The sequence below is a fragment of the Paenibacillus sp. FSL R7-0313 genome (assembly GCF_037969885.1).
In the GTDB taxonomy this organism is placed as follows: domain Bacteria; phylum Bacillota; class Bacilli; order Paenibacillales; family Paenibacillaceae; genus Paenibacillus.
Window position 1 is genome coordinate 2,452,562 of sequence record NZ_CP150219.1, and the last position, 23,033, is coordinate 2,475,594.

The window sequence follows — 23,033 nt, forward strand, 5'->3', positions numbered from 1 at the left end:
GGTAGGGGATAAAGGAAGGAGAGTTGAATAATCATTTTATTTATCTAATTTTAACCACTGTTGAAATTCTTTCCGGCTAATTTTTTTAACAGGTTTAACTTGGCTGCTGGCTGTATTGTATCTAAAAAGAATCCATTGATCTGAAGGATACTCACTAATGTAATCTATATTTTTTCCGTTCTTATGCCATAAAATTAAACCGGTGCTAATATAGTTGGTTGCCCGAGGGAGATAAACAAAACGGTCTTTCTTAGTATCGTAGATTGCTAAAGTGCTTTTCTCCGTATTTCCATAGGAAAATGCAATGATGTCTTCTTTTGGTGACCAATTATATGATGAAATGGTTTCTACATTTTGTTTACCTGCTTTTTCAAGACGTTCGTTTAAAATTGTGTACTTTCCTGTTTTAAAGTTCACGAGAATGAGGTTGCTGCCGGCACTTTTTTCTACTTGGATAGCAATCCATTCATTTGATGGAGATCCAACAACACTAGTGATATTCAATAATTTAACTTCAAAATCTCCCGTTTGTAAGGTGTGCTTTTCTTTACCATGAGTAACTACAATGGTGTCAATAATGTTTTGCTCAAAATCTGCAGCAGCATCTAGCTTTAAGGTGTTCGCGGTTATCGTGATGTTGTCACCTTTCCAGACAATTTTATTTGAGCCTATCGTTTTTTCAAACCTAGGTATACTCTGGTATGTCGAGGAGTTCACAGAAGTTGATTTAGCAGCAATTGGAGCTACTGACTTATCAAGAGTATGGAACGAAGCTGATACAGTTGATAACGTGCCTAAGCTACCTAAGACAATGAGGCCTGATAATAAAACATTGGTGTATTTCATTATTATCTCTCCTTCATTTTGGGAAGGCGTTTACATGATGTGATTCCCTCCAGAACTACTCCAATCTTTGCTTATCATTGTTAATTTGTAAAGATATGAAATCATAGAGATGATTTGAAGACAGATTTCAAAAAGGGTGATTAGCCATTGGTCCTGTAAGTAACAAGCCTAAAAAGTTGAATACATATTTTATATTTATGTGGCCTTCTGACTCTCTCTGGTGTCTAATTCATTGTAAATCAAGAGGAGGTTCTTACCATGTCAGGAGCTCATGACACAAAACCTGTTTATCCGGATAAACAGGAAAGTATCACTGACTTTGAAAACACTTATGAGTTGTATCGTCAAAGAATTTGCAAGTACTTTTCCCTGAAATTGAATCCGATGGTTGCAGATGATTTGACTCAACAGGTGTTTTTAAAAGCAGTCGAGAATCTTCACCAATTTCAAGGCAAATCAATTTTATTCACGTGGATATTCAAGATTGCTCAGAATACAGTGAAAAACGAATATCGAAGGTTATCGCGAAAAAAAGAAACGCCGTTTGATTTTACAGGATATGAATCACAGTCGATCTCCCTTGAATTTACGAAGTATGTTGATTTTCGAATTGATATCGGAATTGCGCTGAAAAAGTTAAATGAAACCGACCAGGAAATCATTGCATTACGCTTTTTTGTGGACTGCACACTGCTTGAAATTTCTAAGATCGTAGGGATGCGTGAAAGTGCAGTAAAGAACAGACTCTACAGAGCTTTGGAAAAACTTAAAAAGGAACTGAAAGAATGGGGAGGCGTTACGATCATGTCTATTCAAGATTTGATTTCAATTGTTAATAAGGGTGAAAACGAGGGATTGAATAATCAGCCCAATAAAGTACACCATGATTTGTTCAATGAACTAAGTGATCATATTGAACGAATCTCGCTAAAGTACAATTATCATCCATCGCGAAAAGTAACGATTGAAGTATATCCTGATATGCCATCGTTTCACCAAGCGGTCGGAGAAGCAGATGCTCCGAATTGGTTCATGGGTACCTATGAAGGGAGTATTCTCAAAATTGTATCTCCATTAAATCCAGGACCGGAGCATACCTATCAATCGATTCTTAAAGGTACGGTTCACTTGTTCACCATGTGGCTAATAAGTGAAATTAATCCGAAGGCTCCGAAATGGATAAGGCAAGGAATTGGTGGATATGAAGCCAAGCTGATGACTCAGGACTTTATTGATGGTACAACAGAAGAGGCTATTCACAATTTAGAGATCCCAACGTTCGAACAATTAGATAATGATAATTGGGAATTCGAAACGATGAAGGGTTTTCAGTTTTCGTTCCTATTTGTGGAGTTTGTTGTTCAACAATATGGAATAGACCAGTTAAACACATTGATCCGTAACCCTCAGGATTTTAATGGTATCTTTCAATGTTCCGAGCAGGAATTGCATCAGAAGATGGTAGAGTTTATAAGTAAGTAACCCAGACAAAAGTGTATGTTGCCCGGGGGATAAACCGGGCTCTTTTTAACTTGGTTATAGCTATGGTAAATGTACTATCAATAAATTGGGTTATTTTGTATAATGCATATAAAAAGAGGTTGTCTATGAATCCTATCATGATTGATTTTCCGGGTGAATTTTTTACAGAGCGTCTAATGATTAGAATGCCTAAACCAGGTGATGGAAAGGTAGTATGTGAAGCTGTAAATGCTTCCATTGAAGAGTTGAAGCCTTGGATGAAATGGGCTCAGGAAAAACATAAGGAGTATAATTCAGAACTTAGGATAAGAGAAGCGCATATTAAATTCCTAAGTAGAGAAAACCTAAGGCTACTTGTATTTTTGAAGGATACCGGGCAATTAGTAGCCTCTTCTAGCTTACATAACATTGATTGGGAAGTTCGAAAGTTTGAAATTGGGTATTGGATTGATACTAGGTATAGTGGCAAAGGTTATATGACTGAAGCTGTACAAGGTATCACTGATTTTGCTTTTAATCATTTGAATGCAAATCGAATAGAAATACGTTGTGACACCAAAAACACAAAAAGCAAGATGATTCCCGAAAGGTTGAGGTTTGATCTGGAAGGTGTTATCAGGAATGAAGATCTGTCTGTTGATGGAAGCGAATTAAGAGACACGAACATATATGCATTAGTAAAGTAAGCATCTTTTACTGATGCGATTTGTTAAGCCAACGAGCGATGAATGTAAATAATACATATGGAGGTAATTAAGTTTGAAAACTCACTACTATTTCAGTTGGTTTAATCATTTTTTTCCTGAGAAGCTGGTCCATTGTTTGCAAGAGGATATACAAGACAGAAAATCGCTTGTTATGATTAGTGCTGACCCGTCTGGTTATACAGATGAGCAAATTAACATGGATGATATTTCTGAATGGACCTGGTTGAATCAGGCTAACATTATTTTTGATGAATATCATTTCATTGATTACCGTATGCAGAAAGAAGATGCTCAGCGATTCATTCGAAACGCTTCTGTCATTTTTTTATGTGGTGGATATCCTGTTCTGCAGAACGATTTTTTGTTGGATTATGAACTATCGAATGCGATTAAGAATAGCAATGCCGTTATAATGGGTGCCAGCGCCGGTGCGTTAAACATGGCTGCAAAATGGTTAAGCTTGAATAACACTGATGAACTGGAAACAAGTACTATTTATGATGGTATTGGCTTTGATCATTTTGCCTATGAATCTCATTCTCAACGCGACTACGCCACGTTTGTTCAAGGCTACCTGTTCCCCTTGTCTGAAGAGATTGATGTTTATGCGGCAGAACAGGAGAGCGCTATACGTGTAAAGGACGGCAACATAGAAACAATGGGTCCTGTATATTTAATTTCCCACTCAAAGATTCAGAAGTTGGTTGAGACGCTCTAATTAGGGTGAGTGGCTGTGACCTTACATAAGTAATCCCTTTGATGTATAAAATGTATAAAATCAAGGCTAACAGGCGAATCATCTCAGGTCTCCTTTCTATGATTGGAATACTGTTGGTAAACAGATGCAATCTAATATCCCTAGGACTTATAGTCGGCAGGGTATCGAAGTGATCAGTTACTTATTTCAACTAGCGGACTGACAATAGGGATCGTTGCAAAAATGCTAACGATCCTTAGTGGTATACCTTTACAGAAAGTAGAGAAGACGAAAATTATATTAGGATGATGAGTTCCTTATTAAGCTAACGGGCAGGATAGCGCAATAGATCAACCATTTTAGTTGACTGTAAAAAGTTGGATTAGTATGATTTATATGGATATAAAAATCTTGAAAGTGGGGCTTTCGCATGTCACCAGGCATTCATTTTATTAAATTTAGGCAACAGCGAGTTAGGCCATAATTTAATCTATATTACTAAGGAGAGCTAATGGACCCAAAAATAAAATTATTGTTCTTGGACGAACATGCTGCAGAAGGCGCCGCGCGTTATGGGGGCAGCCAAGAGGAACTCACTTTCATTGGAGGTTTTCAAAACTTTATATATTCCTATAATCGCGATGAATTGAAATATATTCTCCGTTTCACTCCGAGCACTCTTCGCACGGCGGAAGGACTTGTAGCAGAAATGGATTGGATTCATTATCTTTCAGAGAGTGGTATAGCAGTGTCAGAACCTATTTATTAAATTAATGGATAATATTGTTAACTAGTTCAAGGAAATAAAATGGATTTTTACGTAACCTGCTTTAAACATGCACCAGGTCGTAAAATCGGATATCCAGAATGTCTAGGCAATTCTATACTTTATGAAAAGTGTGGACGTATAACGGGCCGACTTCATGAATTAGCGAAGCTTTACAACCCTACGATTGCCAAAAGGCACACTTGGGAGTTTAATGAACACCTCTTACGAGCCGAGGATTTACTTGCCGTCAGAACTTCAACCAATCCTTATTGCCCTTGATGAACTTAAAGTACAATTGGCGAGTCTGCCTGTTAATGCAGATAATTTTGGTTTGATCCACGGAGATATTAATGTGGGAAACTTCACGATCAATGAAGCTGGGGGATTAACTCTCTTTGACTTCGACGAGTGTCAGTACAGTTGGTATGTCGAGGATATTGCTATCCAGCTGTATTACTTGCTATATGTATTCGGAGAAGATTCGAAATTCGAACGAAAGGACCAGTATGAACTTTTCATAAAGCACTTCGAGCTAGGCTATATAGAGGATGGTCGACGAATGCCAGACAACTGGAAGGATTTGTTGAAGCTATTCCTTAGACTTCGCGAAATCATTTTGGTTGTCGGTATGCATCGGAGCTGGGATTTAAGCAAACCAGATGACTGGACCCGCGATTTCTTGCAAGATAGTAGAATGAGGATTACTAAAGGTATCTCGTTGATCGATGAGTTTTGAACGACTAAATTGAGGATACTCATTGAGCTAACGAGAAACAATAGCTGAATATGATAAAACTGCAGCCGAGCAATGGATCGACTGCAGTTTCTTTAAGTTAACAGCAATATACTACTATTTTTAGTGAAACATACAAAACGGTAATAGACTTAGTTTGTGTGTGCAACAGCGCTAATTTCGATCAGCTGCTCAGGTGAAGCCAAATAGGTCACACCGATACAGCTGCCCGCGGGCCGGTGTTGTCCCATGTATTCCCTAAACAACTTGATACATGGCCCTATATGCTCTTGTGCGTTTGTCAAATAAATCTCCACATAAGCGAGGTTCGATTTTGTAATATCAAATTCCGCCAACACGCGATCGAGATTTTCCAGCGTTTGCAGGGTTTGTGCTTCAATATCGCCCTCACCAACGAAGGTGCCCTCCGAATTGTGGGAAAATTGTCCCGAAATGTAGATGGTTCCGTTGACGCTGTAGCCTTGAGATATGCCGTGATCCCATAGATTGTGATTATAAGTTTTGACAGTAGTCATTTTTTTTCTCTCCTTTATTTCAAAGTAAGGCTAGTATAAAATGAGTACTTATAAAAAAATAGTACGCACTTTAATGATAGGTACTATCAGAAAGGATAGTGGAAATATGAGCATGGCTGAATATCAGGGGAAAGTTAAAAATATTCAGGATACACCTTTTGGGTATACATTGTCAGTTATTGGTGGGAAATGGAAAATGGTTATTATGTATCTTTTGGCAGAAAATCAACCGGTTCGCTTTAATGATCTAAAAAGACAGGTCGGAGCGATTACTTTCAAAACACTGAGTTCACAACTTAAAGAATTGGAAGCGGACGGTATGGTAATACGGAGAGAGTATCCTCAAGTTCCTCCTAAAGTCGAGTACAGTCTTACAGATAAAGCGGGAACACTATTACCGGTCTTAGAAGGGTTTTGCGAGTGGGGAGCAAAAAATCAACCCTAGAGATCTTGGCTTACAAAAAAACGGTTTGAAAATAGGATCGTTGCATAGAGAACGGTACGCTAACATAGAAACGATAACTCAATATAATCAAGAAACCAGCCGATCAACATTACAGTGCCCTTAAAGTTAAACCAATATTTCTTTGCACTTTGGTGGGCATGAGCTCGGTATTGTACCGGGCCCATGCCTTTTAATTTTGACTTCATAATGCCAAAGAATTTGTCGATTACTGCAGCTCGAAATCTAGCTTAGCTCCGAAGATTTGGCCCCAATTGAAGATGTCAGCCCTAAACATGTAGTCCATGGGACACGTTACATAAAAGAAGAAATGTCAAAGCTTAACGGATAATCAACACATAGGAGTTATATATAAGAATGTATAAGAGCTGGAGCAAGCCCCTGACTGAACTGGATTTACCCATTCCTAGTTAGGGTACGCGGTAGCTCTTTTTTTCGCACTTGAATCTTGAAAAAGGATAAACAACTCAGGCATTTTGAGCAATTATTTCCGGTTAGTTCAATTGTCTTGAAAATTATCTGATTTAAACAGACCATGTAATAGCATTGATAAAAACAGACAGAATATATGGCAAGGGAGGTGGATTTAATCAACACATGTACTATAATAATGGAAATTAAATAAGGGATGGTGTTTCTCAATTGAAAACTTTTTATTGTGATCTGGAAATAACCTTAGATGTCATTGGCGGAAAGTGGAGACCTCTTATACTGTATTACTTAATAAAAGGTCCTAAACGGACCGGTGAATTGAAAAGGCTCATACCATCAATTTCTCAGAAAATGTTAGTACAGTCATTGCGGGAGTTGGAGAGTAATAATTTGATTATAAGAAAAATGTATAATCAGGTACCACCAAAAGTGGAATATGCAATATCAGAAATGGGTATGTCACTTGAACCCACTTTGCGAGCTCTTTGTGATTGGGGTCAGGATTATGCAGAGAAGACATGGAACAAGGATGAATATCGGAGATTAAATGTAGAATAGAGTAATTTAAAAAATCAATTTATTCTGCATTTCATCACAATTATCACTTTTTGGTTACTATATAACCAAAAAGTACGTACTATTTTAAAAGTGATACATAGTACATAATGAGACTTGTGACCATGAAGAAATTAAAAAAATTAATAAGAGGAGTGTTCGAATGATGTCAACGAACAACAGTCAAATAATTCTCAATATACGTTTTAAAATTAAGCCTGGTAAGAAAGAAGCTTTCCGTGAAAGTCTATTTGCAATGATTAGCAACTTCAAGAGTGAACCTACCTTTGTCAATGCAATCGTCTCCGATGATCTTGATCATTCTGATGATCTTGTCATCTATGAGATCTGGCAGGGTACAAGAGAAAGTTGGATTCAACACGAACTTAATAAACCTTATCGTGCTGAGTATGAAGGTGCACTTACCAACCTAATTGATGATAGAATCGTAAGCTGGCTTGAACCAGTCGGTGAATGGGGAAGTACACTGACGAATGTAAGACGGTAAGTTTTTAAAGGTAAGGATTATCACTTGCAATCCATTCTGCAGCCTCCAAATTCGAATTTTACAAATAATCTCTGAATATTTCACCGTGAAACAACAGTCACTTGATCTACTGCCAAACTTAATCAAAGGAAGATGTTCTCGCTAGCTTCACGATAAAAGATGATGTGGATGATATGATAAAAAAGGCACAGGAAGTTAATAACCTTTTTTTTTGGTCATAATGTAACTGATATTGTTACATTATGACCAACTTACCTTCATTGGAGAATAAGATGAGAATGTTAAACAAATAAATTTTCATGGAGGTGCCTAATGAAATTTGGCTTTATTGGTGCTGGAATAGTTGCTCAAACGCTGGCGAAGCATCTCTTGCTTCACGGTCATGAAGTTGTTCTCAGTAATAGCCGTGGTCCCGAAACGCTCTCAGACCTGGTAAGCTCGCTCGGTACTGGCGCAAAAGCTGGAACACCTATAGAAGCAGCTGAGCAGGACTTTGTAATTTTGAGCGTAATGTGGCCGCAAATGCCTACTGCTTTGTCCATGGTTCCTGACTGGACAGGCCGTGTTCTTATTGATGCTACCAATCGCTTTGAAAATATGGAACCTTTAGTCGGTGAATTATCAGGAAAGAATTCGAGTGAAATCGTAGCCCAATATGCTCCGGGTGCTCGGGTAATCAAAGCTTTTAACAGTGTTCCGATGGAATGGATTAAGGATTACACGGAAGAGAAGCCGAAGACTGTCCTATTCATGTCCGGTGACGACATCCAAACCAAACAAGTCTTGCAAGAAATTTGGGAGAACATTGGTTTTGCCTGTATTGATCTTGGCTCCTTAAGCCAGGGCGGTCTGCTGCAGCAAATAGGAGGTCCTCTTGCTGGATTAAATTTAAATCTGTTGGAGAGATACAGTGTACGATAACGCTATTCTAGGCAGTAGGTGCCAGCAGCTGTGTGAACCAAATCTTATTGATTGAAATGTTTCGTAATTTGTGGACATTTACCGACTTCCATATTCATGCACCCTCTAACGTTAAGGGCTTTCAGTCAATCATATAGTCATAAAACTGGTCAACGATTCGAAGTCCTTATTGGTTTCTAGTATAAAATTTAAGCATTAATAAAAGTACAAAGGGGTTATTCATATGGGGAAAATACTTATTACTGGTGCAACAGGTAATCTCGGCAGCAGGACACTAGAGCTTCTTCTGAAAAAAGTTCCGTCAAATCAGATCGCTGTATTGGTACGTGATCCGGAATCCGAAAAAATAAAAAAGTTTGTTAAAGAAGGTATAGAAGCTCACAAGGGCGACTATTTTGATTATAACTCACTTCTGCGGGCTTTTAATGGTGTTGAAAAAGTAATGCTTATTTCCGCGCAAGCATTTACCGACCGCAATACGCAACATTTCAATGTCATCGCAGCTGCAAAACAGGCTGGTGTCAAACAAGTGATTTTTACGTCGATCATACGAAGAGAAAATTCAAATCTTATTGTGCCCGAAGTATCGATGTCAGACTTATTTGCTGAACAAACGCTTAAAGCATCCGGATTAGACTATACTATTTTGCGGAATCCACCGTATCTTGAAGTCATGCATTCGTATTTCGGAGATGCGCTTAAAGTCGGCGTGCGAGTACCCGCGGGTTCCGGTAAAGTAGCCGCTGCATCTCTGGACGATTTGGCGGCAGCCAACGTAGCCGTTCTCACTCAAAACGGGCACGAAAATAAGTCATATACTTTAAGTGGCAGCGAGGGAAGCTCTTTTGCAGACATCGCTGAAGCTCTCTCGGAGATTAATGAGATGAATATCCCTTATGAGGCAATTAGCGAAAAAGAATATATAGACACTATGGTAGCGAATGGTTTACCTGTTCTTATGACTGATTTCTTATTAGGTTGGGTGCGAGGAATCAACACTGGAGAATTCTCGGAGACGTCTGGAGATCTTGAACGTCTGATTGGCCGAAAACCAATAACGTATAAAGAATTCTTTAAAATCAAATCGCCGTTTTCTAAAATTGAAGATTGAAAGCTTCTATGATCCTCAAGAGGTTTTTGATGTGAAGTTCACGACTTTTGACTACAAGATCGCCAGAGGCGATATATTGGTCAGAGTTAAAAGGAGCGCCTTACCAGCTAATCGCCGCAAAGTACTCCGAACCTTCAATAAAGCCCTAAACGCGGTGGTCCGAACTATTGAATATAAGATACTTCGAAAATGATGTAGCTTTTGTGAACAGATAAATTTGTAGCCGCTAATTCATAAATATGTGGGTTAGCGGTTGTTTGCTATGACGGATTGTAGTGTGAAGTATAAATAAGGGCACATGGTCGGATTCGTGTAGAGTGAAGTCACCATAACACACCTTTCACACAAGGAGAATCCACCATGAGCTACACACATCTTAGCTTAGCCATCTTGGAGTAACTTACTGGGCTGGTGAGGTGAAAACAAGATCACAAAATGAAAAAGATTGTTTCATTTAGGTTGTTAATTGTTGAGAAACAACCGATTCAGAGAAATACGGATACATAATGTAAGACTTATGTTTGTTGATGCAAACTTAATTTAACACTAGAAAAAGAAACTTTATATCAGATATTAGGAGTATTCATTAATGAAGAGAAAATCACTTAAATCAATGGCCATGTTATTAACTCTTGGGTTATTAATAGGAGGACCATTAGCGGTAATGTTTCCTAAAACGTCCGCAGCAGCTGGTATGATCACCGTTAATCTAATTGAAACGCAAGAGGCTTTCAAGAATCCTTTTAAGGGGTTTAGACCTACACGGTTTATGAATGACACTAAATTTCCGAGTCATGAATACGGAACTGTTTTTAAGCACTATATCAAATACACGGACTTGGAAAATGCATCATCGGACTCTGTTCAGAAAATCATGGATTGGAGCAATGCAGCCTGGGAAGGCATTGAAAGTCAGAATAAAAAAGTTATTCCTCGTGTTCTCATCGTATATCCGAACGAAGGAGAGTTTTGGCCCCCTGGGGTTCCTAGTGGTGACTTGGCTACACGTTGGACAACAAATATATTGAAAGATCGTCTCGTTGCATTTATTCAAAAGCTTGGTCAAGCTTGGGATAACGATCCCCGTGTTGCTTATGTGGAGCTGGGATTGTGGGGTAATTGGGGAGAACATCATATTTACCCGGATCAACTTGCCGATGAGACCGATCGGATTCCGCTTAGCTTCCAGACAGCTTTAGCCGACGCTGCCGAGCAAGCTTTTCAAAACAAGAAAGTTCAAGTGCGTTATCCCGATACGTTCCAGAATTATGATTTCGGACTTCTGTGGGACTCATTCGCATTAATTGATGATCTGGAAGGTGGGGAAGGCATTGTTGCTAGAGATAACTGGAGAACGCAAGTCAACGGCGGCGAGGTTGCTTATGATTGGGGACAGAAACATATCCAGCCTGGCGATTCTCCGGATGATACTTTAAGCGATATAAAGCATCTGAATTATGTTATCGATTGGATCAAAAAGACGCATACGACCAGTCTAGGGTGGATTGACCTGTACGATGCCCAAAATCCCGCTGTCTCTCAGGGAGCTGCACTGATGCAGAAGGAACTCGGATATCGATTCGTCATCAATCAAGCGACATTTTCCGAGAACGTTCAGCCAGGTAAGAAAATGAAAGTATCTTTTCAAGTTGTAAACAAGGGTTCTTCCCCGTTCTATTATAACTGGCCCGTTGAAGTCAGCTTGCTGAGGAGCGATCGCACAGTTGCTTGGAAGGGCATTTTCAACAATGTGGATATTCGGAATTGGATGCCAGGTGACGATTGGAACAGCTCTACGCGTCAATATGATCAGATGCCTTCGGATCAGCAAGTTTCCGGGGAATTTGATATCCCTTCCAACCTGCCAGCGGGTACTTACACCTTGGCGCTGTCCATTCTTGATCCTTACGGCAATCGTCCGAGTGCAAGATTTGCCAATGCAAATTATTATACCGGCGGCAGGACACCGCTTGGAAAAGTGGGCATTGGCATGGATCCTGCTAACCAGAACATCGGGCCTTTCGACAGCTTGAAGTCTGAAAATACACTTTCGTATAGCTTAACTCAAACTCCATATGACGGCGGTTATAGTAGCGGAAGTAGCGGTTTAGTCCTAGATGAATTTAACGACTTAATGAGCTGGCCGGGAAGCAATGGTATTAACAAATGGACGGGAGCAAACGGGTTCGTAAACGATGCAGGTGTCATTGAATCCGGGGCGTTGAAGCTTCAGTATAACAATAACGGATGGTTTGGCTCTGATATTAAGCAAAACATAGGGGATTATTCAAAAATGGTAATTAGAATCAGAGGTGAACACGGCGGTGAACAACATCATATGCAGCTCTCGATCGGCGGAGCGTCCCAAACACTGGCAGCTTTCAGCGGGGATAAGATAACAACCAGTTTTAAAGAAGTTGCGATTGATTTGGCAGCAAAGGGGATAGATCGCAGCAGCCCAGGACAACTGACGATGACTTTCTGGCATGGTGGCAAAAGTACAATCTGGATAGATGAGATTCGATTCGAATGAATAGCTAATCATTAGTCTTATTACAACCATACCATGTTTTCCCCTTTGCCACTAGAATACTTGAGTTGGGAATTTTCTTTGATTGATCTCATTTCAAAAATGGGTATAACTTCATACAATTCATTTGAAATTCAAATGATTTCTAACACAATAGATATATACTCACTAAAAAAACACTGAATATTCGTTCTGATTTTTTTAAATATTCAAAAAAAGGAAAAGAAATGGATAGGTAATCAGCATACAGCTGAATTCCTATCCATTCTTCATTTCATGGTATTAAACGTGGTCCCAATGGCGGGACTTTATACCATAGTAAGCTAAGACCCTGCGTTTGTCCTTTCCGCCAACTTAGTAATCAACTCAATATCTTGTTCGGTTAATTGCTCAAAAAAATGTTTGCGAATTGCCTTGGAGAGGAAGGGACGGGCATCATCTAACATTGATTTTCCAGAAGAAGTGATACTGACTTGTACTCCGCGATCGTTGTCTAATGGTTTCCTCATCACTAGTCCTCGTTTTTCCATACGCTTCAAGTGATGAGATAACCTACTTTTATCCCAGGCCATAGAGTCGGCTAATTCCTGTTGGCGAAGGCTACCGTCGCCAAAAAGGACTAATCGGTCCAATACTCCAAAATCACCCTCTGACAGTCCTGAGTGATCGGACATATCTTTGACAACACGACCGAAGATGCTCTGAAAGGAACCTTTCCACATATGCCATATTCGCATTTCTTCTTCGTTAAGTTCGTTTTTATCCATAGGTGCATAATAACATGGTTGACGTGTCAACTTCAATGTGCTAAATTTGATCTATGGTTGACACGTCAACTTAAGTCGCATTGCCCACCAATCGCAAAAAAAGGAGATTATAACTATGCAAAATAAACCCGTCGCTCTGGTCACTGGGGCTAACAAAGGTATCGGCCTTCAAATTGCGAAGGACCTCACGGAACACGGATTCACCGTGCTCGTCGGATCTCGTAGCCTCGAGAATGGAGAAACTGCCTCAAATAGCATCGGTTCAAATGCACACGCTCTCCAGCTCGACGTTGCAGATGAGAGCTCTATCGCTGCAGCAGCAGAACGTATTCGGAACGAATTCGGACGTCTCGATGTACTTGTGAACAATGCGGGGATCTCGCACGCAGGCAGATCGGGTGATCCGTTTCCGAACGGGGGCGCGGCGAGTGGTCTTTTGACCGTTGCTTCACTTGATGATATTCGTACAGTTTATGAAACTAATGTTTTTGGTGTTATTGCTGTCACGCAGGCGATGTTGCCACTTTTGCGGGAGGCCCCGGCAGCACGTATCGTAAATATGGGCAGTACCGGCGGCTCCCTTAGCTGGAACTCTATTCCGGAAAACTCGCATCGTGCGATGTTTGGTGCCTATTCGGCATCCAAAGCGGCTGTTCATGCGGTGACACTTGCCTTTGCATTTGCGCTTGAATCCACTAACATCAAGGTCAATGCGGCATGTCCAGGCTTCACATCGACTGCGCTTAATAATTTTGCTGGTACTCGTAGTGTGGAACAAGGGGCGCGTGAGGCGGTTCGGCTTGCCATGATTGGAGCAGACGGTCCAACAGGAACATTTTCAGATGAGGATGGACCCATTGCGTGGTAATTATCGTTTATACAATTATAGATAGTAGCTTAAGGGGGATTTCTTAATGCGTGTTTTCGTAACAGGAGCAACAGGTTATATCGGTTCCGCTGTCATCCGCGAACTCATTGATGCCGGTCATCAGGTCACCGGTCTTGTGCGCTCAGACAATAGCGCTGCGAAACTAAAAGAGGCTGGGGCCGAAGTTCACCGTGGTGACATCGAGGATCTCGACAGCCTTCGTAGTGGCGTGGCTGCTGCGGAAGGCGTCATTCATCTGGCATTCAACCACGACTTCTCGAACTTCGCTGGAGCACTCACAACAGATCTGCATGCCGTAGAAGCGATGGGAGCAGCACTTGAAGGATCTGGTAAACCCTTCGTAATCACTACGCACGCAAATGGAGCTGCAGCAGAGAACGTAGTGTTATCGCTGGCAGAGCGCGGAGTGCGGACATCGATTGTAGAGCTTTGTCCGTCAGTACACGGAGCGGGTGATACAGGATTTGTACCAAGACTAATCAATATTGCCAAAACAAAGGGCTTTTCAGCTTATATAGAAGAGGGGAACAATCGGTGGCCAGCTGTGCACCGCCTTGATGCCGCACATTTATACCGACTTGCTTTAGAAGAGGCACCCGCCGGTGCAAGACTGGATGGTGTCGCAGATGAAGGTGTGCCATTCCGCGACATCGCGAGTGTTATAGGTAAGCAACTGAACGTACCTGTAGTCAGTATTTCACGTGAAGAGGCAGAGACCCACTTCGGCTTTCTCAGCACACTTGCAATGCTTGATATCCCGAGATCAAGCATTGCAACTCAGGAACTTCTGGGATGGCGCCCTGTACAACCCGCACTGATTCCCGACCTCGAACAATCGCACTACTTCAACAGCTAATTAAAATGCTCCCGTACATTTTAGCCACAGGTACGGGAGCATTTTTCATTTAATAGACAATAACCCACTTTAATGTACAGGAGGGAAAATGATCTCCGTAAAACTGAAAGAGGGACGGGCGGAGTTAGGTTGGGAGGGGGCCACGTTGAAATAGCGATGTCCTAATCACTTCGTTGGACAGACAGAGTTTTGTGTAAAAATGGCCACCGCCCGGGAACGGCTATTCTTCGTGTACATTTCCGAACCGACTTACTTGACCGGCCCCATCCAGGTTGAAATCGTCTTCTGCTGATGCGGCAACGGCGGTTTCAACTTCCCGTTATCGATCAAATGCTTCAAAATATAAGCGACAAGCCGGCCTCCGCCGGTGTTGCCTCTCACCATGTAAGCAAGCTGCGGCTCCAAATGCTTCGGCTGATTTTGCAGGAACAGGTTGAGCATTTTATCGTAGAGCTTGCCGACAGCAGGCGCATACAGAGCGGACAAATCCGGCATTGCCTTGTTCAACCGATCCAACGTTTGCGGAGAGTCGATCCAAACCGCATTGAACTTGTACCCCTCCTCCGTCTTGCGGATGTACCCCTTCTCCAGCAGGAACGAATATTGCTCGGCGTTCTCTTCGTTGTCGGGCAGCTCCCCTTGTTGGAACGCATGACAAATCTCGACATTCCGGTATTCCAGGAAACGCCAATCCATCTGGCGGTCGCTCCAGTACGTATTAAATTGCCACAAGTATAAGGGAGTGTCTTCGACGTAGCGGAGCGACGGACCGAAGGTGACGTAACTACTCAAATCAAAACCCGGATCGGAACTGTGGCTCTGGTTTAACGCCGCATAGGCAATATACTGACCTCCGTCCTTTCGCATTGGTGCGACCGCATCGAAGTTTTCGCCCGCCGGCATGCTCCGCCATGATTGCTCCTCGACGTTCTTGGGCAGCAAGGTCCAGAGCAGGAAGTTATAGTCGCCGTCCGGAACGTACACTCCGCTATCCTCGACTTGCTGGCGAACTTCCATTAACGCGTCGAAATGAACATCGGCCACTTCGGCGGCGCAATCTTGCCAAAATTGATGACCGGCTACAGCCAACTCGAAGAGGTCCCAGACGATGGTATTGCTTTGATATTTGCCGGGAGAGGTTTGGGTGAGAAAATTGTAATCGGCCAGGTGCCGGACTTCGCCTTCCAGTAAAGACGGCGGCATTCCTAGCTCCTCCGCGATTTGATGTACGGTACGCGCCTTGTGATAAGCCGCGTAAACGATATTTTGCGCCAAGGCGCGTCCAAGAAAATCGTTGGTTTCGCCTAGACTGCCGGCCGAACCGGAATGGCCCATTTCCCCCATGCTGACCGGATTGACACTTAAAGTTCCTGTTGCACGCATACGTTTCATCCCTTTCCGTAACTTCTTTTTAGCCTCGCTCAAATGCCACTTCACCGTGTTGACAGGAATGTTCAGAGCAATCGCGATATCGCCGATTTTAAGCTCGTCGTAGTAATGCATGACCACGATCCGGCGATGGATGTCGGATAGAAACGCGACTTCTCGGCGCAGTTCGCGGTAAGCTTCGGTTACCAGCAGCCGGTCAAGCGGCTCCCGGGAAGGGGCGGCAGACAGTTCGGACATGCCGTTGATTTCAATCGCTTGGGGAGCGTGCGCACGCTTTTTCAACCAATTCACCCAAGTGTATCGGGCAACCGTCCAGACGTAAGCGTCAAGGCTTCTAATGTCCCGCACCCCAGAGAAGGATTTCAACAACTGCAGCATAATCTCCTGAGCCAGATCCTCCGCCTCGGCCCGCTGCTTGACCCGGTTTAACGCAAAACCGAAAATCGGTTTGACATAGCTCCGAATCGCTTCCGCCGCTTCTTTTCCGTTTTTACCAATTGAGTCCATTTTTTGCCTCCATAGTTGCATCTGTAATTCCTGACAATTATATAGTGTGCCAGGCGAAATAAAGGTTGGGATTATTTTTAAAAAAATTGGACGTCCTACCGGATCGCTCATATATGTATAATTATTACAAACATCATGAGTAGATTATTTGAATGGTTAAAAAGACGTTATGAATTTTTTGTTAAGTATATTGGAAAAGAATTAAACAAGTTGAAGATTACTTTAGATGTAAAGGCCTCACTTTTAGTATATAAAGATACTTCTTTTCGGTTCAACTATGGGAGGATACAAACTAGGAGCACGAGCCAAAGTTCTTCTTCGGGGACTTGGGGTACTCCTTCGTTCCGTAGTTTACCAGGAGTGGTCTCGATTAATTATTCAAATGCATAATTGAGTTTCATTAAACTAACGGATGACAATAGGGGTCGTTGCAAAAATGCTAACAATCCTTATTGGTATACCTTTAGGGGGGGGGATGTACCTCCAGAAAATACGGGCAAAAAAAGCCCAAAAGGGCTACTTCCATAATGTCATAATAAACTTTTCCTAGTTCTCACTGGTAAAAGAAATTATTTCCTTTAACTTTCCCTTGTAGGAGTATGGGTAGCAACTCTCCATTTACCTTCCTCATAGGTTAATGTTATTTTTGCAGAGAGCGACCCCTCATTGGCAAGATACTTACTGACCTCTATGGCAATGTTATTATCTGATTGCTTCTCCTGCTTTTCAATTTTCAGTAAAATTCCTTTTAGCGTGTTTTCAGACTGTTCAGACAGTCCTTCTTCAATCAATTCTTCATAGGTTAGGCTATAAATTTTTACGTTATATTTGCTGTGAAGGTAATCCTCAATGCTTTTCTTATCAGAATCCTTTAATGGAATTCCTTTATCGAAATCTAATGAGATATACTCCATGTTTTCATTAAGAGCCGTATCTGTTGAAATTAACTCCTCCAACGCCATACGATATGGTTCACCTAGTTCATTCTGCTGACTAGAGCCAGTAACACCACCTGCGCAAGCTGATATTAAAAATAACGCTACAACACTGAGAATAAAATACATTGTCTTTACTTTTATGACAAACCCCTCCTTGGTACTCGTTACCTAAATAAACGTAATGATAAAAGAAATGTTGTATTTCAGTTTACAAAGCAGCCCAATTAGGGCTACCTAATTAAGTTAGCAAGTAGGGTAAATGGCAGGATCGTCTGTTGGCGGAACTGTAATATTAGAAGAATTTATGGTTTTAATAGGGGATAATGAATACTTATTATTCCAGATATATGCTACTCTCTTTTTATTCCATAGTTTTCTTAACGGAAAAAATGGAAATTTAAATATTGGGGGTAATTGCTTGCTTCTATCCGAACGATTGCCGATTGCAGCAAGTCTGTACCCTGAGGAACCTGCGTTAATGCGACATGGCCAAACGATGAGTTATGGGGAGCTTTACGGTTTAGTTGAAAGACTAGGTCATGCCCTGTATGTTGAAGGTCTCCGGGCGGGCGATCGATTTGCCCTTTTAGGTGATCCAGATCCCCAGCTCGTTGTTGCGTTTTATGCAGCAGTTGGGATCGGCGCTATACCACTCGTGCCTTCTCCTATGCTAACAGTGCCTGAACTCGCTGCGATATTTCAGGATGCAAAACCACATATGGTTATTCATGATGACCAACATGTTGACGCAGCTATTGCCGCGGTAAAGCTTCTTGGGTATTGTCCAAAACTGTTCACGACAGACGAAGAAGGGACGAATAGCAGTTCGCTCGCTGCTCTTTTACAGCAGGAACCCGCGTCCTATCCAAAAGATCATTTCAATCGAAGTGTAGACGATACGGCAGTCCTGATTTATACGGGTGGGACAACTGGTCGGCCAAAAGGGGTCATGCATTCGCATCGCGGAATGGCTGCTTGGAATCAACTTACGCCTTCTGCAGGCTTCGGTCATGATCTCAAGCGTCGTGTGTTAGTGCTCAACTTATCCCATCTGGTGGGTCAGTTCCAGTTGTGGGCGACCATGGCTGCTGGAGGCTGTCTTGTATTCCTAGACGAATACCCGGCGGATGTACACCGCATTATAGACGTCGTTGAACGTGATCAGATTACACAACTCAGCACAGTAGGCCAACTGCTACGTGATCTTACCCGCGAGGCATCCGTAGGAAGTAGAAACTTGAAGAGTCTATCGCTTATTGGCTGCGGAGGGTCCATCATTTCCCCGGATACACTACAGGAGGTCGTATCGCAATTTCCTGAAGTTATCATTGTGAACAACTACTCACAAGCGGAATGTGGAATGTCCATAAGCCGCCTTTTTCCTGCTCAGCATATGGGCGATCCTCATCGCCTTCGATCCGTAGGTCGTCCTGCTGATCTGGCTACCCAGGGTGAGCAGGCCTTCGAAGTTCGGATATTAGATACGGACGGAAGTGAGACAGTTACGGGCGAGGCTGGAGAAATCGTTGTTCGAGGTGCACAGACCATGCTGGGGTATTGGCGCCAGTCGGAGGCTTCTGCCGAGACCATGCCCGATGGCTGGATCCGAACTGGGGATGTCGGTTGCCTGGATGTCGAAGGTTACCTTTATGTGTTTGATCGCTTGAAGGATATGGTTATTGTGGGCGGCTCCAATGTGTTCTGTGCCGAAGTGGAGCATGTTATTGTGACTCATGAGGCGATAAGCGAGGCGGCCGTAATCGGACATCCTCTTCCTGAAGAAGGAGAGGAACTCGTCGCTTTCATAGTGTTACGGGACGGTGAAAGTTTAGATCTGACACAGGTGCGGGCGTTCTGTGAGCCACACCTTGCTCCGTACAAATGGCCGACTCAACTGTTCATTGTGGATACTTTGCCGAGAACAGCCGTGGATAAAATAGACAAAAAGCGGCTGCGCAAGCAGCTATCCTCAATTTCATCCGAAGAACTAGGCTAACGGAAAATGATGTTTAATAACTGTTTGGTAGAGTATTTATTGTTAGATCAACAAGACAGCCCTTCAACTTCCTTTTGGAAGTGAAGGGCTGTATGTTTTCATTACTGCTATGCTGGCGCACACAAAAATACTTTGTAATATTACCTCAAAATCGTAGTGGCCTGATTGCCTGCATAATCCTCAATGACCAGTTTCAAAGAGCTGTTGCTGGATGCTGGTGTGAAGGTCAGTTCACTCAGCTTTGTTCTTCCCCGAATGATATACGGGAATTTCTGCGAAACGTAAGTGACTCCGAACTCGCGTGGCACCCCATTTTCATATACATAGATCTTGTACCAGTCTTCCAGATCGGGCAGGGCAAGTGTATATTTTCCATCTTTTAACGTGACCTTTTCCTTGGCGTATGGTGTAATCTGAAGATCTGCGAGCTGTCCGGTATGGGTAACCGGATTCTGCCCGCCAATAGCGATGTTCAGCACGTAATGCTCACCGTTGATCGGAAGTCCGGTCAGGACGGCAGATTGTTTTCCTTTTTTGACCTGAAGCGACTTGGTGAAGGGTTCTTTTGTGTATTCTGTTTCTAGTGTGAGCTGAATAGACTCGTTGCCTTTTCCTTTGTCTTTATTTTTATCCTTGTCCTTATCCGTATTCTTATCTTTGCCTTTGCCCGAATCTTTCACTTTCTTCGGGTTTTTCCAGCTTACGATGGCATCGCCATTCTTTTTGAATTTCACATCAATATCCTGAACGGCTGCATTCAGATCGTAGGGCAGGACGGTTGCTTCACTTTCGGTACCATCTGCACCAACAGCACGTATGGACAGTTCACCAGAAGGCTGTTTTAGCGATTTGATATAAAAAGTAGAATCATACACGCCGCCAACATAGGCGCCATTTTCATATAAATTGTATTGTTTGACCTCTGAATAGTCCTTCATGTCCCATGCGACAACCAATTCATTGGTGTCGGTCAGTGCTTTGGCAATATGGAATCCGGTAGGTGCATCCGGTACAGCCGCTGAACCGTCGGAAATGCGGACCCCGCCAATATTCATCTGGTAATTCTCTATTGCCTCGCCATTCGGGTCAAAGGATAATCCCATAGCGGCAATGGTTTTTCCTTGATAGGCGCTCAAATCCAGCGAAGTTGTCTTCCAACCTGTAGTATGCTGGCCTGACTGAGGCACTTCCACATTGACCACGTTGGATGGATCATCCTCGAAGATCAGCCCAACATGCAGGGAAGAAGCATCGCTAGTTGACGGTTTGTTATACGTGAGCTCCAGTTTGGATTGTCCGTTGACGGACAGGTCGGTTTTGTACAGACGCAGGAAGTTCTCCGAGTTCAGTGTACCGTTCACCACGAGAGAGCTACCGCCATTGAACGCGCCAATGGAGTCATAGTTGTACCTTGCGCCTTTCTCATAAGATGGACCGTAGTCAAAATCAACACTGAGCTTGTCGCCTTCGCTATCCATCCACCATTGCCAAGTGACAGGGATATCCTGAATGTTGATATTTGACCATTCTTTATCGTTCGAGACAGCGCCGTCTTCATAATATTTCAGACCGTGGCCCGTATTGAAGCTGGTCGCAAAATTAGAGCCGTTGATGACGGAACGTTCGGTAAGATATGCAGCGATTCCATCCCAATTTGCACCGGAAGCATACACATCGGACAGATCGGCAGACGCATTACGACGTGCATCCGTAGGGTCCTGATTTGGACCAGACCACCACGCACGATCACGTACAAAGGTCATCCATTGGTACTCATCCTCAGCTCGATGATTGGTACTGCCATCGCCCATCTCTTCATCCAGGGCGTTGTGGGTGAAATCGGCACCCAATGTCGCGATACTATTCATGGGCTGACCGTTCTCATCCAGGTTATGGCGCAGGTCGTAGGACTGCTTCCAGCGGCCGAATTTGTCATGTCCACCTTCGACACCAGCAAATACGGTTTCCAGTGGATCCAGTCCCAAGCTAAGGGCATGATCACGGGAATCGCGGAGCATCTTGTGGTTCCATACATAGTTCAGGAAGATGGAATCCGAGACTCTGCCGAGAACGGAATCTTGTACAAAGGGGCTGTTAAGCCCATTGAATTGGTTCTGGTATTGAATTTTGCCTGTTGTATTGATGGTGGAATCATACCACTGAACGTACAGGCCTTTATCTCTTAGATATTTCATGAATTTCTTGTAGGAAGCGATATCTTCAGGGGCTACACCCCGGGCAACCTCTTCCTGATTGAAGAAATATCCATCGTAGTTGTAGTATTCTGCCATCTCGGCCAGTTTCTCGGCCACAGGGAAATTACCGTTTTCATCCTGGATCAGCATTTGTTTATAGGTTTGTGGCCCACGGTCATTGTCCGAGAAAAAGATGTTAGCAATGGACTTAACGCCATTCTTATGGGCTGCATTGGTGTAGGCCGGATTCGGAATGTTCAAGATACCAAACTCAAAGTATTTCTCCGTCCACTCTTTACTCGGGTCATACAGCTCCTCAGGTACTCCCGCAGAGGCCATGCCGTGCCAATAGCTGTAGTAGTCTGTATATTGCCAATAATTAAACAGATACTGGCTGAATTCATTGGTATAAGGTGTGCTATCGAAGAATGCATTGCCGTAATCACCACTCATTGTGAACAGTTGGGTGTCCGGGCTGAGCTCAGGATATGCCTGTGTGGCAGCGAACGCTTCATTACGGGGCTGCAAGGGAACATGGGCACGAAGCAGGTCACCATGGATATCACTTTCCGGTGTCCAGTTCAGAATCTGGGCCGAGGTGTACCCGTGTTGATAGGGCTGATTCACCCCTTTGGCACTTTCACCGGTGTAAGGGAGCGTGTCTCCGGCATAAACGGATGATGCAACAACTTGTCCAAGCAGAGCCGTAGTAAGGACCATGGCGGTTACCTTGGGAATGATGCCTTTTGCTTTGAGTTTGCGTGTCATGCTGTTCCTCCTTCAAGTGGAATGAATGTAAGGTATTCTTTTACACAAAGCTAAACTTATGGTTAACGATAGTGGATGAAAGCGTTTTTAAATAGGGTGAAATTAAAGAATCGCTAGTACAAACTAAAGAAAAGTTCCAGGTGACAAGTTAATGTCAGAAGCCTAATGATATAATTCTATATAAGTTAAACTAATCATTTACACGAAAACGGAGAGGGCAGAAAAAACTGGAAAAGCGAAGCGTTCGCCTAAAAGCTTTCTGAAAGAAAGCTGCATCGGAAGCATACGCTATCACCGGATTTTCCCTTGGGAGAAGAGAATCAAAGAAATCTGGGGATAACAGCGATTGGAAGGTTATTCTGTCATCGTAGTGTCAGTGTTAATAATCTTTAGTTCTACTTATATAGTCAGGAAAACAGCATCGGAGGGAACATGCGA

Annotated in this window: 20 protein-coding genes; 14 read left to right on the plus strand and 6 right to left on the minus strand. The window is 42.8% G+C overall.

Annotation, left to right across the window (positions count from 1 at the left end; translation table 11 throughout):
* Positions 1-36: 36 nt before the first annotated feature.
* On the minus strand, positions 37-846 hold the full coding sequence (locus NSQ38_RS10775) for a hypothetical protein (protein ID WP_339789089.1): 810 nt from the start codon (positions 844-846) through the stop codon (positions 37-39).
* Positions 847-1,104: 258 nt separating this feature from the next.
* Here NSQ38_RS10775 and NSQ38_RS10780 point away from each other — a divergent pair, with 258 nt between their 5' ends.
* From NSQ38_RS10780 to NSQ38_RS10800, 5 genes are all read left to right on the plus strand, one after another.
* On the plus strand, positions 1,105-2,328 hold the full coding sequence (locus NSQ38_RS10780) for a sigma-70 family RNA polymerase sigma factor (RefSeq protein ID WP_339789092.1): 1,224 nt from the start codon (positions 1,105-1,107) through the stop codon (positions 2,326-2,328).
* 125 nt (positions 2,329-2,453) lie between these two features.
* Positions 2,454-3,014, plus strand: a complete 561-nt coding sequence (locus tag NSQ38_RS10785) for a GNAT family N-acetyltransferase (protein ID WP_339789095.1) — start codon at positions 2,454-2,456, stop codon at positions 3,012-3,014.
* A 73-nt stretch (positions 3,015-3,087) separates the two neighbouring features.
* A complete protein-coding gene (locus NSQ38_RS10790; RefSeq protein WP_339789098.1) occupies positions 3,088-3,753 on the plus strand; it encodes a cyanophycinase in 666 nt (221 codons plus the stop codon).
* Between the two features lie 490 nt (positions 3,754-4,243).
* On the plus strand, positions 4,244-4,501 hold the full coding sequence (locus tag NSQ38_RS10795) for a hypothetical protein (RefSeq protein ID WP_249912830.1): 258 nt from the start codon (positions 4,244-4,246) through the stop codon (positions 4,499-4,501).
* A 241-nt stretch (positions 4,502-4,742) separates the two neighbouring features.
* A complete protein-coding gene (locus tag NSQ38_RS10800; RefSeq protein WP_339789100.1) occupies positions 4,743-5,237 on the plus strand; it encodes a phosphotransferase in 495 nt (164 codons plus the stop codon).
* 149 nt (positions 5,238-5,386) lie between these two features.
* Here NSQ38_RS10800 and NSQ38_RS10805 read toward each other — a convergent pair whose 3' ends face one another.
* Positions 5,387-5,770 (minus strand): RidA family protein, encoded by a 384-nt coding sequence (locus tag NSQ38_RS10805; RefSeq protein WP_133387021.1) that lies wholly within the window; start codon positions 5,768-5,770, stop codon positions 5,387-5,389.
* Between the two features lie 106 nt (positions 5,771-5,876).
* On the opposite strand from NSQ38_RS10805, the gene NSQ38_RS10810 reads away from it, so the two are divergent.
* The 6 genes from NSQ38_RS10810 to NSQ38_RS10835 all read left to right on the plus strand — a co-directional run bounded on the left by NSQ38_RS10810 (position 5,877) and on the right by NSQ38_RS10835 (position 12,293).
* On the plus strand, positions 5,877-6,215 hold the full coding sequence (locus NSQ38_RS10810) for a helix-turn-helix domain-containing protein (protein ID WP_249912833.1): 339 nt from the start codon (positions 5,877-5,879) through the stop codon (positions 6,213-6,215).
* A gap of 660 nt (positions 6,216-6,875) precedes the next feature.
* Positions 6,876-7,223 (plus strand): helix-turn-helix domain-containing protein, encoded by a 348-nt coding sequence (locus NSQ38_RS10815; RefSeq protein WP_133387023.1) that lies wholly within the window; start codon positions 6,876-6,878, stop codon positions 7,221-7,223.
* Between the two features lie 160 nt (positions 7,224-7,383).
* Entirely contained in the window at positions 7,384-7,728 is a 345-nt protein-coding gene (locus NSQ38_RS10820; protein ID WP_249912834.1) for an antibiotic biosynthesis monooxygenase, read from the plus strand.
* Positions 7,729-8,040: 312 nt separating this feature from the next.
* Positions 8,041-8,649 carry an NAD(P)-binding domain-containing protein gene (locus NSQ38_RS10825; protein ID WP_133387025.1) on the plus strand — a complete coding sequence of 203 codons (609 nt, stop codon included), beginning with the start codon at positions 8,041-8,043 and terminating at the stop codon, positions 8,647-8,649.
* A gap of 223 nt (positions 8,650-8,872) precedes the next feature.
* The gene (locus NSQ38_RS10830) at positions 8,873-9,760 is read left to right on the plus strand and encodes an SDR family oxidoreductase (protein ID WP_289390322.1); all 888 of its coding nucleotides are present in this window, start codon (positions 8,873-8,875) and stop codon (positions 9,758-9,760) included.
* Positions 9,761-10,424: 664 nt separating this feature from the next.
* A complete protein-coding gene (locus tag NSQ38_RS10835) occupies positions 10,425-12,293 on the plus strand; it encodes a DUF4832 domain-containing protein (RefSeq protein WP_339789102.1) in 1,869 nt (622 codons plus the stop codon).
* A 320-nt stretch (positions 12,294-12,613) separates the two neighbouring features.
* Here NSQ38_RS10835 and NSQ38_RS10840 read toward each other — a convergent pair whose 3' ends face one another.
* A complete protein-coding gene (locus NSQ38_RS10840; protein ID WP_133387028.1) occupies positions 12,614-13,057 on the minus strand; it encodes a MarR family transcriptional regulator in 444 nt (147 codons plus the stop codon).
* Between the two features lie 115 nt (positions 13,058-13,172).
* Here NSQ38_RS10840 and NSQ38_RS10845 point away from each other — a divergent pair, with 115 nt between their 5' ends.
* Both NSQ38_RS10845 and NSQ38_RS10850 read left to right on the plus strand, forming a co-directional pair.
* On the plus strand, positions 13,173-13,925 hold the full coding sequence (locus NSQ38_RS10845; protein ID WP_339789104.1) for an SDR family oxidoreductase: 753 nt from the start codon (positions 13,173-13,175) through the stop codon (positions 13,923-13,925).
* Between the two features lie 46 nt (positions 13,926-13,971).
* On the plus strand, positions 13,972-14,802 hold the full coding sequence (locus tag NSQ38_RS10850; RefSeq protein WP_133387030.1) for an SDR family oxidoreductase: 831 nt from the start codon (positions 13,972-13,974) through the stop codon (positions 14,800-14,802).
* Between the two features lie 249 nt (positions 14,803-15,051).
* On the opposite strand, the gene NSQ38_RS10855 is transcribed toward NSQ38_RS10850, so the two are convergent.
* Both NSQ38_RS10855 and NSQ38_RS10860 read right to left on the minus strand, forming a co-directional pair.
* Entirely contained in the window at positions 15,052-16,698 is a 1,647-nt protein-coding gene (locus NSQ38_RS10855) for an RNA polymerase sigma factor (protein ID WP_176873021.1), read from the minus strand.
* A 578-nt stretch (positions 16,699-17,276) separates the two neighbouring features.
* The gene (locus NSQ38_RS10860) at positions 17,277-17,762 is read right to left on the minus strand and encodes a hypothetical protein (protein WP_339789107.1); all 486 of its coding nucleotides are present in this window, start codon (positions 17,760-17,762) and stop codon (positions 17,277-17,279) included.
* A 292-nt stretch (positions 17,763-18,054) separates the two neighbouring features.
* Here NSQ38_RS10860 and NSQ38_RS10865 point away from each other — a divergent pair, with 292 nt between their 5' ends.
* Positions 18,055-19,632, plus strand: a complete 1,578-nt coding sequence (locus tag NSQ38_RS10865; protein WP_339789110.1) for a class I adenylate-forming enzyme family protein — start codon at positions 18,055-18,057, stop codon at positions 19,630-19,632.
* 140 nt (positions 19,633-19,772) lie between these two features.
* Here NSQ38_RS10865 and NSQ38_RS10870 read toward each other — a convergent pair whose 3' ends face one another.
* Positions 19,773-22,595, minus strand: coding sequence for an endo-beta-N-acetylglucosaminidase (locus NSQ38_RS10870; protein ID WP_339789112.1), 2,823 nt, complete (start codon positions 22,593-22,595; stop codon positions 19,773-19,775).
* Positions 22,596-23,033 lie beyond the last annotated feature (438 nt).

Bases quoted from the DNA above. Each gene is read 5' to 3' on its own strand.
- NSQ38_RS10775 (WP_339789089.1), bottom strand. From the start codon at position 846: ATGAAATACACCAATGTTTTATTATCAGGCCTCATTGTCTTAGGTAGC.
- NSQ38_RS10780 (WP_339789092.1), top strand. From the start codon at position 1,105: ATGTCAGGAGCTCATGACACAAAACCTGTTTATCCGGATAAACAGGAA.
- NSQ38_RS10785 (WP_339789095.1), top strand. From the start codon at position 2,454: ATGAATCCTATCATGATTGATTTTCCGGGTGAATTTTTTACAGAGCGT.
- NSQ38_RS10795 (WP_249912830.1), top strand. From the start codon at position 4,244: ATGGACCCAAAAATAAAATTATTGTTCTTGGACGAACATGCTGCAGAA.
- NSQ38_RS10805 (WP_133387021.1), bottom strand. From the start codon at position 5,770: ATGACTACTGTCAAAACTTATAATCACAATCTATGGGATCACGGCATA.
- NSQ38_RS10810 (WP_249912833.1), top strand. From the start codon at position 5,877: ATGAGCATGGCTGAATATCAGGGGAAAGTTAAAAATATTCAGGATACA.
- NSQ38_RS10820 (WP_249912834.1), top strand. From the start codon at position 7,384: ATGATGTCAACGAACAACAGTCAAATAATTCTCAATATACGTTTTAAA.
- NSQ38_RS10825 (WP_133387025.1), top strand. From the start codon at position 8,041: ATGAAATTTGGCTTTATTGGTGCTGGAATAGTTGCTCAAACGCTGGCG.
- NSQ38_RS10830 (WP_289390322.1), top strand. From the start codon at position 8,873: ATGGGGAAAATACTTATTACTGGTGCAACAGGTAATCTCGGCAGCAGG.
- NSQ38_RS10835 (WP_339789102.1), top strand. From the start codon at position 10,425: ATGTTTCCTAAAACGTCCGCAGCAGCTGGTATGATCACCGTTAATCTA.
- NSQ38_RS10840 (WP_133387028.1), bottom strand. From the start codon at position 13,057: ATGGATAAAAACGAACTTAACGAAGAAGAAATGCGAATATGGCATATG.
- NSQ38_RS10845 (WP_339789104.1), top strand. From the start codon at position 13,173: ATGCAAAATAAACCCGTCGCTCTGGTCACTGGGGCTAACAAAGGTATC.
- NSQ38_RS10850 (WP_133387030.1), top strand. From the start codon at position 13,972: ATGCGTGTTTTCGTAACAGGAGCAACAGGTTATATCGGTTCCGCTGTC.
- NSQ38_RS10855 (WP_176873021.1), bottom strand. From the start codon at position 16,698: ATGGACTCAATTGGTAAAAACGGAAAAGAAGCGGCGGAAGCGATTCGG.
- NSQ38_RS10860 (WP_339789107.1), bottom strand. From the start codon at position 17,762: ATGTATTTTATTCTCAGTGTTGTAGCGTTATTTTTAATATCAGCTTGC.
- NSQ38_RS10870 (WP_339789112.1), bottom strand. From the start codon at position 22,595: ATGACACGCAAACTCAAAGCAAAAGGCATCATTCCCAAGGTAACCGCC.